The 14,314-nt window shown below is 45.1% G+C and carries 14 protein-coding genes and 1 riboswitch; of the genes, 7 read left to right on the top strand and 7 right to left on the bottom strand.

What is annotated here, in order from left to right; all coding sequences use genetic code 11:
• Positions 1-41 precede the first annotated feature (41 nt).
• Positions 42-365, top strand: a complete 324-nt coding sequence (locus tag V1499_RS04730; RefSeq protein WP_409274206.1) for an HPr family phosphocarrier protein — start codon at positions 42-44, stop codon at positions 363-365.
• 1,056 nt (positions 366-1,421) lie between these two features.
• Here V1499_RS04730 and V1499_RS04725 read toward each other — a convergent pair.
• Together V1499_RS04725 and V1499_RS04720 are read right to left on the bottom strand one after the other, a co-directional pair.
• Positions 1,422-3,545: a transglycosylase domain-containing protein gene (locus tag V1499_RS04725; protein WP_409274204.1), complete on the bottom strand. Its 2,124-nt coding sequence runs from the start codon at positions 3,543-3,545 to the stop codon at positions 1,422-1,424.
• A 315-nt stretch (positions 3,546-3,860) separates the two neighbouring features.
• Entirely contained in the window at positions 3,861-4,028 is a 168-nt protein-coding gene (locus V1499_RS04720; RefSeq protein ID WP_409274202.1) for a hypothetical protein, read from the bottom strand.
• Between the two features lie 185 nt (positions 4,029-4,213).
• Here V1499_RS04720 and V1499_RS04715 point away from each other — a divergent pair, with 185 nt between their 5' ends.
• Entirely contained in the window at positions 4,214-4,723 is a 510-nt protein-coding gene (locus V1499_RS04715) for a universal stress protein (protein WP_409274201.1), read from the top strand.
• 19 nt (positions 4,724-4,742) lie between these two features.
• Here the strand turns inward: V1499_RS04715 and V1499_RS04710 are convergent, their stop codons facing one another.
• The 4 genes from V1499_RS04710 to V1499_RS04695 form a co-directional block, all read right to left on the bottom strand.
• On the bottom strand, positions 4,743-5,198 hold the full coding sequence (locus V1499_RS04710; protein ID WP_409274199.1) for a helix-turn-helix transcriptional regulator: 456 nt from the start codon (positions 5,196-5,198) through the stop codon (positions 4,743-4,745).
• Between the two features lie 214 nt (positions 5,199-5,412).
• Positions 5,413-5,562, bottom strand: a complete 150-nt coding sequence (locus V1499_RS04705; RefSeq protein WP_409276227.1) for a FeoB-associated Cys-rich membrane protein — start codon at positions 5,560-5,562, stop codon at positions 5,413-5,415.
• Between the two features lie 24 nt (positions 5,563-5,586).
• Complete coding sequence (gene feoB / locus V1499_RS04700; protein WP_409274198.1) at positions 5,587-7,590, bottom strand: ferrous iron transport protein B; 2,004 nt, start codon at positions 7,588-7,590, stop codon at positions 5,587-5,589.
• Positions 7,591-7,815: a ferrous iron transport protein A gene (locus V1499_RS04695; RefSeq protein WP_409274196.1), complete on the bottom strand. Its 225-nt coding sequence runs from the start codon at positions 7,813-7,815 to the stop codon at positions 7,591-7,593.
• 309 nt (positions 7,816-8,124) lie between these two features.
• Between V1499_RS04695 and ald the strand changes: the two genes are divergently transcribed.
• Complete coding sequence (ald, locus tag V1499_RS04690) at positions 8,125-9,258, top strand: alanine dehydrogenase (protein ID WP_409274194.1); 1,134 nt, start codon at positions 8,125-8,127, stop codon at positions 9,256-9,258.
• 64 nt (positions 9,259-9,322) lie between these two features.
• Here the strand turns inward: ald and thiT are convergent, their stop codons facing one another.
• Positions 9,323-9,922 carry an energy-coupled thiamine transporter ThiT gene (gene thiT, locus V1499_RS04685; protein ID WP_409274192.1) on the bottom strand — a complete coding sequence of 200 codons (600 nt, stop codon included), beginning with the start codon at positions 9,920-9,922 and terminating at the stop codon, positions 9,323-9,325.
• 160 nt (positions 9,923-10,082) lie between these two features.
• Positions 10,083-10,189, bottom strand: a riboswitch (TPP riboswitch).
• A 207-nt stretch (positions 10,190-10,396) separates the two neighbouring features.
• Here thiT and V1499_RS04680 point away from each other — a divergent pair.
• The 4 genes from V1499_RS04680 to V1499_RS04665 all read left to right on the top strand — a co-directional run bounded on the left by V1499_RS04680 (position 10,397) and on the right by V1499_RS04665 (position 14,299).
• Entirely contained in the window at positions 10,397-11,281 is an 885-nt protein-coding gene (locus tag V1499_RS04680) for a cation diffusion facilitator family transporter (RefSeq protein ID WP_409274190.1), read from the top strand.
• Between the two features lie 443 nt (positions 11,282-11,724).
• Entirely contained in the window at positions 11,725-12,285 is a 561-nt protein-coding gene (locus V1499_RS04675; protein ID WP_409274188.1) for a GNAT family N-acetyltransferase, read from the top strand.
• A gap of 159 nt (positions 12,286-12,444) precedes the next feature.
• The gene (locus tag V1499_RS04670; protein WP_409274186.1) at positions 12,445-12,879 is read left to right on the top strand and encodes a MerR family transcriptional regulator; all 435 of its coding nucleotides are present in this window, start codon (positions 12,445-12,447) and stop codon (positions 12,877-12,879) included.
• Between the two features lie 58 nt (positions 12,880-12,937).
• A complete protein-coding gene (locus V1499_RS04665) occupies positions 12,938-14,299 on the top strand; it encodes a hemolysin family protein (protein ID WP_409274184.1) in 1,362 nt (453 codons plus the stop codon).
• The last annotated feature ends 15 nt before the right edge of the window (positions 14,300-14,314 follow it).

Here is a 14,314-nt window from a genome sequence, read left to right as displayed (position 1 = left end):
ACAACGTACTTATAGGACAAAAGGCAAAGGAGAAAAGAACGATGAAAGAAATCATGTCAGCGAATGTTATTACCCTCAATAGATTCATGATGAAGAAGATGCTGGATATTTTCCAGGCTGCGAAGCAATTCAACGGGTCCACTTACTTGTATTGCAGGAACCGTACGGTTGATGCAGCGAATCTTCCAAAACTCGTTTCTTTCCTATTAACGATTGAACCGGGTACAGCGGTGAAGATTATTGCGGAAGGCGAAAACGTTCAGGAGCACCTGGACGGCATCCAGAAAATCTGCACGTCCGAGATTTCAATTTTACAAAAAAGCGAAAAACGTTTCCTAAATTCAAGCGAAACGTTCCAGATTTAGGCTGGTGGATATATGATCAGGACTGTCCTTACACTTATTGGCGCAATTGTTGTTATTTACCTACTCATAAATTGGCTGGGCTGACCAGCGGAAAGAGGTGTTCGTGGTGGAAGAACGGCGCAACGTGGAAGTAAGGAAAGAGGAACATTCCGACAGATCCCGTGTGGGAAGCACCTTCATCAAGTATGCGGCATACCTAATCATCTTTTTCGGGGTCCTCTGGTTTTTGATTAACTATATATTGCCGAAGTTTTAAAAACAGGGCGCGGGCCCTGTTTTTTAATTTGTGTGGTGTTCTATTTCAACTTCTCACGAATCATAGGATAGGCAAGCTGCTGCAAGAGCCTTGGCCTCATTTGGACACTGATCCTGCGGAAACCTTGTTTGCTGTCAGAATTCCTGTCTTATTTGGACACTGATGTTGCAAAAACCTCGTTTACTGTCAGAATCCCTGTCTTATTTGGACACTGATGTTGCACAAACCTTGTTTGCTGGCAGAATCCCCACCTCATTTGGACACTGATCCTCTGAAAACCTAGTTTGCTGGCAGAATCCCTGCCTTATTTGGACACTGATGTTGCAAAAACCTCGTTTACTGTCAGAATCCCCACCTCATTTGGACACTGATGTTGCGAAAACCTTGTTTGCTGTCAGAATCCCCGTCGCCATTTGGACTCAAAACCTCTGATAATTCAATTCTGTGTCCAAACACGAGGCAACTTCGGACAAGCAACCTCGGAAATTTTCAGTTCTTTGTCCAAACGAATTATGAGTCCCCATCCTACGATTATCGGGACTCATGTTATTCCTAAAACCAATTCTGTGTCCCGATTTCCCATTTATCGGGACTCAAACTCCTCCTAAAACCAAGTCTGTGTCCCGATTCACCACTTATCGGGACTCAAACTCCTCCTAAAACCAAGTCTGTGTCCCGATTCACCACCTCTCGGGATTCTCAAGCCCTTAAACCATCATTCTTGATAACCCATCCACATTAATGCCACGGACCTCCTACCATGACCACATAAAAAAAGACGGGGTTCCCCCCGCCTTCCATCAATCCTTATCCTTTTTCCCTTTGTCCTTTTCTTTGCCCTTGTCTTTGTTTTTTTCTTTGTCCTTTTCTTTGTCCTTTTTCTTGTCCTTGCCTTTCCCATTATTCTTCAGCTTCTTTTCCAATTTTTCTCGTTCTTTCTTTACTCGTTCTTCCCATTTTTTCGCGCCGTTGTTGATTTCGTTCCAGAAATCATTCCGTTTTTTCTCCTCTTCGGCGCGTTTTCTTTGGGAAATCAATTCATCAATATGCTGGACGTTGAAACTTGAAGGCTGTGTTCCTTCAAGCGCGATGGACATGAACTTTCGGAAAATAACTGCCGCGCCTTCACTGCTTGTTGTAGTCAAATAATGGTCTTTATCAGTCTTATCATATCCGACCCACACCGCTCCGACTAAATCTGGGGTGTATCCGACAAACCACTGGTCCTTTACGCCATCAATTCCAGGAATGTCAACCTGAGTCGAGCCTGTTTTACCGGCAATTTCCCGGCCTTCAATCCGCGCGGCTTTTCCTGTTCCACGATCCACAACTCCAAGGAGCATCGTATTTATTTGGTCAGCTACTTTTGGGGTTGTAACCTTTGTTTTCTTTTCCTTGCGTTCCGCCACGACTTTCCCGGTCGCATCAACAATCTTGAGAATGGTATGAGCCTCGGCCTTTTCTCCCCGATTGGCAAAAACTGAAAATGCCTCTGCCATATTTTTCGGTGACACCCCGGTATGAAGCCCGCCTAGTGCTATGGCAAGGTTGCGGTCCTCCTTTTCAAGCGGGAGGCCGAATTTTTTAACAGTCTCCAACCCTTTCTCGATGCCAATCTCGTTCAGAAGCCAAACCGTTGGGACATTTTTTGAATCCTTTACTGCCTCATACATGGGAATTTCACCGTCAAACCTACCGTTGTAATTGTTCGGTTCATAATCGCCAAACTTCATCTTTTCGTCTTTGACGAGATCAGTTATTTTCCAGCCTTCCTCAAGAGCCGGGGTATACGGAACAATCGGCTTGATAGCTGAACCTGGTTGCCTTTTTAGCTGGGTCGCGCGGTTGTAACCCCTGAATACATGCTTTCCGCGGCCGCCAACAAGCGCCCTGATTCCCCCGGTTTTCGCGTCGACAAGCACCGCTCCGCTCTGGACAAGCTGTTCCTTCCCGCCCGGAAACAGGGAATCATCCTGATAGGTTTTTTCAACCCCACTCTGGATTTTCGGATCCATTTCCGTATAAATTTTGTAGCCGCCTGTCAGGAGTTCATCCTGTGTAAAACCATACTTATTGATTGCTTCTTCAAAAACCGCGTCTACATAATATGGATACTTTCCGTTAAAAGGATCGACACTCTTATCCTCGAGTGTTACCTTTTCCTGTTTTGCCTTATCTGCCTCTTCATTCGTTATATATCCGTGCTTTGCCATCATTCCGAGGACAACATTGCGCCGGTCAATCGCTTTTTCCAAATGTTTATAAGGATTGAGCGCAGATGGAGCCTTAATAAGCCCTGCAAGCATAGCCGATTCCCCAAGTGTCAGATCCTTTGCTTCTTTTCCAAAATATTTCTTGGCAGCGCGGTTAATACCCCATGCACCGTCGCCAAAATAAATAGTATTCAGATACATTTGAAGTATTTCATCTTTTGAATACTCGTTTTCAATTTCCCTGGCAAGAAACGCTTCCTTTAGTTTCCGGCTATATGTCTTCTCAGAATCGAGGATTGCGTTTTTTGTCAGTTGCTGGGTGATTGTACTTCCGCCCTCAACGACGCTTCCAGCCATCAAGTTTTTGAAAAATGCCCTTGTTATCCCAATCAGGTCAACCCCATTATGCTTGTAAAAACGGTGGTCTTCGATTGCGATAACCGCGTTTTTCATATGCTCCGGAACTTCCTTAATTGGAATTCCTTCACTCTTATTAGCGGTTACCTTGCTGGCTACCTTTTCATGTACATCATAAATAACGGTTGCCTGGTCTAATTCATTTTTCAATCCGGATATATCGGCATCTTTTGAGAAAAAGAGAAAGGAGCCCAATAATCCAAGCACTATCGTTAAAAACGATAGGACGATAATCTGGTTCATGTGCCACTTTTTCCAATTTTCATATAGTCCGCTGAATAAAAACCTTCTCATAATGTCCTCCTGTATGAAAACCTTCTGGTTGTTTATCCAAGAATTATAGTGTTGTACTTAGGCAGCTAGCAAGATTTTTCTTAGTATCTTTTACCCATGCCGCTAGTACTCTACACTTATCAACGTTCTTGGTTTCCACTACAGGCACACGCTTTCCTCTGGGCGTAAAAAGAACCTGCTCGGCGAAAAAACCGACTGTATGGTACTTCATCCTCCGCCCATTCTGTTGGCGTCGGTGCCTTTCGCTTCAATTAACCTACCATACTTCTTAACTGAAAGCCAAAAAAATAAAGCATCCGATTTCTCGTCTGCTTTTTATCCAAAAAGTCCCGTTTCTGGCACGTTCTCCTGATTTTGAGTGTTCAACTCTTTATAAAGGGATTGCATATACATATATACAATTTGTTTTACTTTATCATCCGCTTCGATTATGTCTAAATGCTGTAGGCATTTCCTAATGGTTGGATGGACCTGTGTTCCCATTGCAAATCACCTCATTCCCCTTTTGCCAGAAGGTTCGATGGGCTTGAGTGTTTTGTGAGGGTAAAAAATGGGAATCGATAGTGCTTGACGAAAATTTTTGAATTGGCATAAGTTGAACTCCAAAAGGGTAAAAAGAATAGACAGAAGCTTCTGAAAATAAGCACCATTTTAAAAGGAGGATTCCCATGCCAGTTCAGTTTCGAAAAATAATATTGGCATACGATGGCAGCGATGGCAGTGATAAAGCTTTGGACCTCGCTTCAGCTTTGGCTAATGGCGATACGGATACGGAATTAACGGTTGTAACTGTCTATGATGAAAAAATTGAAACGAGGAGAGTTGATAGAGCGGGGGATTCACGCCTCGCACTCCATGGCTATCTGATCGAAGGAATCCCGGCTCCACCTTCGTCCCTCGGGTACAGCCAGTCGCAGGCTTCTACCCAGGCAATCATCAGCAACAGTGTCGACCAGATCATGTTTGAAGCAAAAAGGAGGATCGGCCATTTAAACGCAAAGTTTCAAGTCCTAGAAGGAAACCCCGCCGAAAGCATCTGCGCGTTTGCCGAGGAAATAGGAGCGGATTTAATCATTGTCGGAAGCTCGGGTAAGGGCGCTATTACCGGGCTGCTTATCGGGAATATCACAGAAAAGGTTTCCAGGCTCGCTCCGTGCAATGTGCTAATCGCAAAATAAATAAGCCGGGCCTCCCGGCTTATTTCCCTTCAGCAAGCTCCCTGAAGCGGTGCTTGGCGTTTTCTTCGTCAAATGAACTGTAAATGCGGTAATGTTGCTCATCTAGAATGCGGAAATGCTTGCTTAAAATATTTTGCTGCAGGATAAAGCCATTTTTCCTGACTACTTCCCGCCACCAGATTTTTCCGCCGAAAGTTTTCCCGCGGCGGTAGTCAACCCCTTCCCTGGCGACAGTTTCAAGCACTTCAAGAGGTTCATTTCCAAACAGGAATTGGACTGTCTCTGTTTCACGGAACAATGCGCAAACCGCCACAACCGTCGACCAGCCTGCAAGAACTCTCCCTTTCTCGATTTGGACAAGTGTCTTTTTGGAAACTCCGATGATATCAGCCATTTTGTCCTGGGTATATCCCGCTTCGGTCCGAATAAGGCGAAGCTTTTCGGAAACCATTTCGATAATGTCATCCCTTGTCACAAAAAAACCTTCCTTCATCATTCTTAAGTGTAATTTTACACAACAAAACAGCAAATTAAAAGCTACTTCTTAAATTTCAGGCCTTGGTACCTTTGGATGTTGATTTTAGCCCTTGCAAACGTTCCCCTTAGTATATCCAATTTAAAAACTGCTGTCGGAAAACAGCAGTTTTTTTATACTTAAATATAAACGCTCCTACCGGATGGCAGAAAACTTATTTTTGTAAAGGCTCGCAACCGCCTTCACAAGAGTCCTGGATTGAACAGGCCGCGCATTTCCCTTTTTTTGAACGGTTAATGAACCGGATAAGCGCCCAGCTCGCATAGCCAAATATAGCGCCTCCGATGACAAGGTTTATGACCATCAATGCTCATCTCCTTCCTGGTATTTAAGCCAGGCCAATTAATTTTCCGCCTTGGTAAATAACCAGGCATAGAATATAGGCAATTGCCAATGCATAACCGATGGAAAAAGCTGTCCATTTCCTTGAGCCGGTTTCTTTATAGATTGTGGCGGTAGTCGCCAGGCATGGTATATATAGCAAAATAAAGGCCATGAAACTATATGCCGAAAGCGGGGTAAAATAGCCAGCCATCAATCCCTGTAGCTTTGCTTCGGTCGGCGCGAAATAAATAATGTTCATTGTTGAAACGATGGCTTCTTTTGCCAAGAAGCCGGTTAACAGGGATGCTCCAGCCTGCCAAGTTCCAAAGCCAATTGGCTCTAAAAGCGGAGCGAGAAGCCCGCCAATCGAAGCAAGGAAGCTGTGGTCCATTTCGACATTGAGTCCACCCGGACCTGCATACGATAAAAGCCAGACAAACACCGAGCCTGCAAAAATGAATGTTCCCGCTTTACGAACAAATCCTTTTCCCTTGTCCCAAGTACTTCTCCACAGGGCCATGAATTGCGGCAGCCGATATGGGGGGAGTTCAATGACAAACAATGATGCTTCTGATTTAAGTACAGTACGGGAAAACAATTTTGCCAATATGAGGGTAATTAAAATGCCAATAATATAAAGGCTTAACACAACCGCTGCCCCATTCTTGGCAAAAAAAGCTCCGACAAACAATGCGTACACAGGCAGCCGCGCCGAGCAGGACATTAATGGTGTCAGCAGGATGGTTAAAAGCCGTTCCCTCGGTGTTTCAATCGTCCTCGCAGCCATAATGCCCGGAACATTGCACCCAAAACCGATCATCATCGGGATGAACGCTTTGCCATTCAGGCCGACGGATTCCATAATCCTGTCCATGACAAGTGCCACGCGGGCCATGTATCCCGAATCCTCAAGAAGCGATATAAAGAAAAACAAGATGAAAATCTGCGGGACAAAAACGAGCACACCGCCAACACCGGCAATTAACCCCTGGCTGACAAGCGCATGGAGGAACGCGGATGCCCCCGCAGCTGTCAACGCCTGGTCCGCCCAGGATGCAAGTGGCCCGGTAATAAAGCCATCAAGTAAATCAGACAGGGGCAATCCGAGCCAATCGAATGTCAGCATGAACATCAGATACATTAACAACAGGAACATCGGCATGCCAAGGAACTTATTTGTAACGATGGCGTCAATCCGTTCGGTCAATGGAACTGCCGCGCCCTTTCTCCTGACTGCCTCCCCTGCGATTTTTGAGATCACCAATTTCCGTTTTTCATAGATAGTTTGGGCAATTGAATCCTTGCCGCGATTTTGGGCCACTTTTTCATGAAGCCTTTCCATAATGGCATCAATACGGTTTCCATCAGCAATATCTGATAAATACTTGGCAACATACCCGTTTCCTTCAAAAAGCTGGAGCGCAAGCCACCTTGGAGAATGCTCCGTTTTTCCGAGGACCTCTGACGTGACTTCCTCTATCGCTTCCTCTATTTCCTGGCCATAATAGACAAGATTCTTTGTTGGAGGGAGTGCATTCCCCCCTGCCGCTACTGCCTGAAGCCTGTCACAGCCTTTTCCGTTTCGGGCTACGACAGGAACCGCCGGTATTCCAAGAAGTGAGGAAAGCTTGTCGGCATCAACGTGGATTCCCCTATTATTGGCAACGTCTATCATATTAAGTCCAATGACAATCGGTTTCCCGAATTCAATCAACTGAAGGGTTAAATGCAGATTTCGTTCAATTTGCGAGGCATCAAGAATGTTCAGGAGGCGATCAACAGGCCCGGCGAGGAAAAAATTAGTGACAACCCCTTCATCCCTGGACAACGGATTCAGCGTATATATTCCGGGCAAATCGATCAGGCGGTCCCTTTTGTTCCGGAAAACTCCGACCTTCTTCTCAACCGTAACACCGCTCCAGTTTCCTACGTATTCGTAAGAACCGGTGAGATTATTAAATAATGAAGTTTTACCGGTATTGGGATTGCCAATCAATGCGATTTCCATTTAAACCCTCTCCAATTCGATCCGTTTCGCTTCCCTGCGCCTTATTCCGATACATTGGCCGCATGATTCAATCATAATCGGCCCGCCAAAAGGCAGAACACACTTTATGCACACTTCGCTTCCTTCCGTTATCCCAAGGTCTAGCAGCCTTCTCCGGACAAGCTTGTCAACTGTGGAAATATCCTTTATCGTCGCCTTTTCCCCTGCTTTCAATTGTGTAAGCATGCAGTATCACCCTAACAAATTTAAATGAGAATGATTCTCTTTCTTATATTTCTATTTTATCATCCTCTATGGTAGTAATTGGCATACTGATTGTGAATTTTGTGTTAAAAGTAAAGGTTGCGCGAAATGTTTTGGGGAAGCAGAAAACCTACATTATTTTGGCGGGTTTTATTCTATTCATGCTCTTTTGTGAAATTCTACAAAAGGCAGTCTTTTCTTTTTCGGCCCTGTACCATAAAATTATAGTTGAAACATTTTAATACTGATTCAGGACCATAATTCATGTTTAACAAAGGGGAGGTAACAACAATGATTATTGGAGTTCCAAAGGAAACTAAAAACAATGAAAACCGGGTAGCGCTAACCCCGGCGGGTGTTGTTTCATTTGTTGTTGCAGGCCATAAGGTGCTTATCGAAAAAGGCGCCGGGCTTGGAAGCGGATTTACTGATGAAGCTTACGTGGAAGCTGGCGCTGAAATAATCAAAAGCGCTTCCTCGGTTTGGGCTGGTGCCGAAATGATTATGAAGGTAAAAGAGCCGCTTGAAAGCGAATATGGGTATTTCAGGCCCGGGCTTATCCTGTTTACCTATCTCCACCTTGCAGCAGAGCCATCGCTTGCAAAAGCGCTGACTGAGAAAAAGGTCATCTCCATTGCCTATGAAACAGTAGAAGTGAATCGGACACTGCCTCTTCTTACTCCAATGAGTGAAGTTGCGGGCAGGATGGCCGCGCAAATCGGTGCCCAATTTTTACAAAAGACGAATGGCGGGATGGGGATTCTGTTATCCGGAGTTCCTGGGGTAAACCGCGGCAAGGTAACAATTATCGGCGGTGGCATTGTAGGTACGAACGCGGCAAAAATGGCGATCGGCCTTGGCGCCGATGTGACAATCATTGACTTGAACGCCGACCGTTTACGTCAGCTCGATGATATATTCGGTCCACAGATTAAAACACTTATGTCCAATCCATTTAATATCGCCGAAGCGGTCGCTGAAGCAGACCTTTTAATTGGCGCCGTTCTTATTCCAGGTGCAAAGGCGCCAAAACTTGTAACAGAGGAAATGGTAAAGAGGATGAAGCCAGGTTCGGTCATAGTCGATGTCGCCATTGACCAGGGCGGTATTGTCGAAACAATCGACCATGTCACAACCCACGACAACCCTGTTTATGAAAAACACGGAGTTGTCCATTATTCGGTAGCCAATATGCCTGGCGCGGTGCCGAGGACATCAACCATCGCGCTGACAAACGTAACCGTCCCTTACGCGCTTCAAATCGCAAACAAAGGGTTAATAAAAGCCATTACCGAAAACCCGCATTTGAAACTTGGCGTCAACACTGCCAATGGAGAGGTTACGTATGAAGCTGTTGCCAAAGACCTTGGATACGTATACGTTCCGGTGGAAACCGCTCTTGAAAAAGAATTCTCTTTGATTTAATTACATCCGCTTTTATCAAGCCTATAAAACATAAAGAAGGAAGGGGCTCCCCTTCCTTCTTCTATTACATAGTATTAATCGATTTTCCAGGTCCCGCAATGAGCCTCGGTGAAGCCCCAAAGACAAGCCCAACGATAATCGCGCAGAAAATTGCGTTCGGGAGCATATATGAGCCGTTATATAAAAACGAGAACAATGCCGCAGGAGTCCCGGCTGGAGCGGAATCGGCGAAAAAGACAATGCCGCCAATGAAATGCGCCATGAATCTTAACGTACTCCCAAGAAGGACGCCCATACCCATGTATGTGAGCCATTTTGTGTTTTTGTTCTCGGCTTTCGCATTTCTTACAGAAGCTGCAAAAATCCCCGCCGTTCCCACGACTGTAAAGGCTACCAAATAATCAAGCGCCCCCTGTACAGGATGGATAATATACGCTTGGCCAAGGACAATTTGCAGAAGGCCAAGCAAAAAGCCGCTAAGCAATCCGCCTTTTAATCCCCATCGGTATGCCATTAAAAAGATCGGGACCATGGCAATCGACAGCGATCCTCCCTGCGGCCAAATTTTCAGCGAAAGAAAATTCGCCGCCATGTCCAGTAAAAATGCGAGTGCAGTAAATACTGCCACCTCTACCAAAAATAGTGTTTTTCTCTTTTGTTCCATTAACGTTTCCCCCTTGTTTTTCCGGATAAAAACCATGTTTCATCCTTGATTTCCGGGTATCCGTTTGAAACCTTCCTTTTCGATATGGGTGTGCCTTGGAGGCCTTTTGCACAAATAAAAAAGCAATACAAAGACGCTTTAAAAGGGTTTTGTATTGCCGTTTATTGGCATGCCACATCCCTACGCTAGCGTTAACTAACAGGTTCAAAGGGTCAGAACTCAAAACGTTCACTCTCAGCCGCCCGGGCAGCTCCCCTTGTGGAAGTATTCAATTGATATCCATCTTTACTATACTATTCCGGGCCAGTTTTGACAACACTAATCACTGTCGGTATAAGGTTAATAGCTATCGTTTGGGTATGGGGATTATAAAAAGGTCCGTTCAAATCCAAAAATTTATCAATGAATGCATCGTTCAGCGGTACTTCTTTTTTTGCTTATGAAAACATGTACCCAGTTATAGGAGGACAGCCAATGGAAAGAAACAACCGATTAAAGTCGGGAGAAACAGGCGCCTGGGTTAGCATCTTCGCCTATATATTGCTTTCAACCTGCAAACTCGTAGCAGGGAAATTCGGAAATTCGGAAGGCTTAATGGCGGACGGCCTGAATAATATGACTGATGTGGTTGCCTCCATCGCAGTATTAATTGGCTTAAAAATATCAAGAAAACCGCCGGACAAGGACCATCATTATGGCCACTACCGCGCGGAAACGATTGCTTCGCTTGTAGCGGCATTCATCATGCTTGGGGTCGGCATAGAGGTTCTGGTGAATGGAATCCAGTCATTCTTTGAGGGTGATAAGGCAGTACCGGATTGGCTGGCCGCCTGGACGGCACTCGGGTCGGCGGTGGTTATGCTTGGGGTTTACTCTTACAATAAACGGCTGGCCAAAAAAATCAATAGCGCGGCAATCCATGCAGTCGCACAGGACAATCGTTCAGATGCCTTTGTCAGCATCGGCGCACTGGTCGGTATCATCGGATCAAGAATCGGCATTGTATGGCTTGATATGCTGGCAGCGGTTATTGTCGGGCTTATCATATGCAAAACCGCCTGGGAAATTTTCAGAGAAGCATCCCACGCACTTACAGACGGTTTCGATGTCAGCAAAGTCCCTGGACTGAGACAAACGATTAACGGAACGCCTGGCGTAAAAGGGGTAACGGAAATCAAGGCACGCACCCATGGGAACCAGACATTGATAGAGTCAACGATCCTTGTTGAACCAAGCCTTACAATCATTGAAGGACATGCGATAACCGAAGAAATAGAAAAAGGGCTGAAATCCAAACATGGAGTCGGCTATGCGATTATACATGTGGAACCATATTTGAATCTGAGAAAGAAAGAGTGACAGACGGGAGGCTCTAACAAAGCCAAAACCCGCGCTTCCTTGTGAAGTACGGGTTTTATTGTTTGGGAGAGCCCTTCTCGTCCTGTAAAGTAAAGGAGCCCTCACCATCCAAAGGTTCAGGCCGATATCTTCAACCGCGAGATTAATCCGATGCAGGACCAACCCGAGCATTCGTGGGTCCCGGTACTCCCGCCGGCCCAATCTGGCTATAACCACTGTTTTGAATGACATTCAGCGGAAAAGCCGTACTCAAATCCACAGTCGGTTTGATGGGCTGAAACCCTGGCTCCATTTACAGAAGCAATCAAACCAAACGTGCCAAATAGGGATAAATTCATTACAATATTTACAAGATACAACACTGACATCCCTGGACAATGTCTCCTCAAGGTGGATGATAATAAAAAAGAACTAATACCACAAAAAAAATAGGGGGAATGTAAATGTTTACGCTTAAAGTGGATGAGGAGATAGAATTACAATTATTCCAATTAAAGGATTGTAAGGAATTATACAGGATGATCGATCTGAACCGCAGCCATTTGAGAAAATGGCTTGGATGGGTGGATGATATGACCAGCCCGTATCAGTATGAAACGATTATCCCGATGTGGCTTAAGCAATTCGCCGAGAATAACGGCTTCAATGCTGGTATACGTTACAAGGGCGAACTGGTCGGCTCCATTGGTTTCCATTATATTGACTGGCGGAACAGGCATACGACTATCGGCTATTACCTTGCACAAAATGCAGAAGGAAGAGGCATTATGACCCGTTCCGTACGGGCTCTTCTGAATCATGCCTTCTATGATTTAGGTTTGAACCGTGTTGAAATCCGTTGCGGCGAATACAATTTAAAAAGCAGGGCGATTCCAGAACGCCTTGGGTTTACAATTGAAGGAAGAATTAGGGACGGTGAATTGCTGTATAATGAATTCCATGATTTAATCATCTATGGCATGCTGGCCAGGGACTGGAAAAGCCGCGGTCCTTCACCTTATTAAAAGATTGCAAATACTTTTGCTCATACTGGCCGCTGCCAAGCAATAAACTGTTAGGGAATTGGGATGGCACACTATCCCGGATTCATTGTCCTGAGTACAGTCCAACCGGAACGTTTGACTGTACAGTTTGTTTTCATTTATAATTATTCTTAATTTTACATGTCGAGGTGGTATGATGGGGTTATCTATCGTATTGGCGAACTAGCAAACCGGGCCGGCGTTTCCAAGAGAACGATTGATTACTATACTTCCATCGGACTCCTGAACGCAGACCGGACCCGTTCCAACTACCGGCTTTATGACGAGGAAGCACTCGGAGACCTTAAATATATCGAAGAATGCAAACATATGCATTTCCCGCTTGAAGAGATTAAGAGAAAGCTGGAAATCAGGAAAGCCGGAAAGATCTGTGAATCGGAAGTTGAGGGCCAGGCTTATTCAGTTGCCCAGCAAATGAAGCAGCTTCAGGATGATTTAACTGCCCTGTTGCCGCTCATTCAAAAACTGGATACCCACAAGAGGGATGTGGTTTCAAAGAACCTGAACGATGAGGGCATTGCCCTGCTTCGGTCCCTTAAGGAATTGACAAGTTGAGTTTCTACAATACCAGGAGGTGACTCCTTTAACCGCAAATGCGGGATAAGGAAATTTATTGGACATATTAAACTTGGTTTTAATAGCCATTTTTATTGCTTTGACAGCCTTTTTTGTCGCATCTGAATTTGCGATCATCAGGGTTAGGAGTTCAAGGATTGACCAGTTAATTGAAGAAGGAAGTTCCAGCGCAGCCGCAGCTAAAAAAGTGATTAATAATCTTGATGAATATCTTTCTGCCTGCCAGCTTGGCATCACGATAACGGCGCTAGCCCTTGGATGGATTGCCGAACCGACAATGGAAAGGATTCTCGAACCAATTTTGCATGGAATGAATGTTTCGACAGGTGTTTCAAGTATTCTTACGTTCACGATTGCCTTTGCGGTAATTACGTTCTTGCACGTGGTAGTCGGTGAACTTGCCCCTAAAACATTGGCCATCCAAAAGGCGGAGACAATCGCACTTTTTACAGCAAGGCCGCTTATCTTCTTTTACAAACTGATGTATCCATTCATTTGGGCTTTAAATGGGTCCGCACAGGTGATTGTTAGGTTTTTCGGCTTAAAACCCGCTGCGGAAAACGAGTTGGCCCATACGGAAGAGGAACTTCGAATTATCCTATCCGAGAGCTATAAAAGTGGTGAAATAAACCAATCAGAGTTTAAGTATGTGAATAAGATTTTTGAATTCGACAACCGGATCGCGAAAGAGATCATGGTTCCTAGGACAGAAATTGTTTCCCTTTCCAAGGATGACACGCTAGAAAGCATCCTTACTGTAATAAAGGAGGAAAAATTCACACGCTATCCCGTAATTGATGGGGATAAGGACCATATTATTGGCCAAATCAATATTAAGGAAATTTTGACAGACCTGATTGGCAAGGGGAACATACCGAATCGGACAATCGAAAGCTATACAAGGCCGATCATTCGTGTCATTGATACGATTCCCATCCATGACCTGCTTGTCAAAATGCAAAAGGACCGGATTCACATGGCCATCCTGATGGATGAATATGGCGGTACTTCTGGGCTAGTGACGGCTGAAGACATACTCGAGGAAATTGTCGGCGATATTCGTGACGAATTTGACATGGATGAAGTCCCAATGATTCGGAAAGTGAATGACAGGCAATACATCTTCGATTCCAAGGTACTCGTCAGCGAAGTCAACGACCTGCTTGGCTTGGAAATCCAGGAAGAGGACGTTGATACGATTGGCGGCTGGATTCTGACAGAAAACTTCGAGGCGCGCGAGGGTGACATTATTACCCGCGATTCCTATGCATTTAAAATCATTGAAATGGAAGAGCACCACATCCGCTATATCGAAGTAACAAAGCTGGCTGAAGAAGCTGAACCCGCCTTAACGCAGGTACCAATCGACTCGCAAATTCAGGCATCCTTTCCTAATTAATGAGCAAAGGCACCT

The organism is Neobacillus oceani (assembly GCF_046237595.1).
Lineage (GTDB): Bacteria > Bacillota > Bacilli > Bacillales > Cytobacillaceae > Bacillus_D > Bacillus_D oceani.
Note: the sequence above shows the minus strand (reverse complement) of the source record. Positions and strands in the feature narration are given on the sequence as shown.

Coding starts and splice junctions, on each gene's coding strand:
- thiT (WP_409274192.1), bottom strand. CDS start 9,922: ATGGAACAAAAGAGAAAAACACTATTTTTGGTAGAGGTGGCAGTATTT.
- V1499_RS04730 (WP_409274206.1), top strand. CDS start 42: ATGAAAGAAATCATGTCAGCGAATGTTATTACCCTCAATAGATTCATG.
- V1499_RS04670 (WP_409274186.1), top strand. CDS start 12,445: ATGTCGAGGTGGTATGATGGGGTTATCTATCGTATTGGCGAACTAGCA.
- V1499_RS04695 (WP_409274196.1), bottom strand. CDS start 7,815: ATGCTTACACAATTGAAAGCAGGGGAAAAGGCGACGATAAAGGATATT.
- V1499_RS04675 (WP_409274188.1), top strand. CDS start 11,725: ATGTTTACGCTTAAAGTGGATGAGGAGATAGAATTACAATTATTCCAA.
- V1499_RS04715 (WP_409274201.1), top strand. CDS start 4,214: ATGCCAGTTCAGTTTCGAAAAATAATATTGGCATACGATGGCAGCGAT.
- V1499_RS04705 (WP_409276227.1), bottom strand. CDS start 5,562: ATGGTCATAAACCTTGTCATCGGAGGCGCTATATTTGGCTATGCGAGC.
- V1499_RS04725 (WP_409274204.1), bottom strand. CDS start 3,545: ATGAGAAGGTTTTTATTCAGCGGACTATATGAAAATTGGAAAAAGTGG.
- ald (WP_409274194.1), top strand. CDS start 8,125: ATGATTATTGGAGTTCCAAAGGAAACTAAAAACAATGAAAACCGGGTA.
- V1499_RS04680 (WP_409274190.1), top strand. CDS start 10,397: ATGGAAAGAAACAACCGATTAAAGTCGGGAGAAACAGGCGCCTGGGTT.
- feoB (WP_409274198.1), bottom strand. CDS start 7,590: ATGGAAATCGCATTGATTGGCAATCCCAATACCGGTAAAACTTCATTA.
- V1499_RS04720 (WP_409274202.1), bottom strand. CDS start 4,028: ATGGGAACACAGGTCCATCCAACCATTAGGAAATGCCTACAGCATTTA.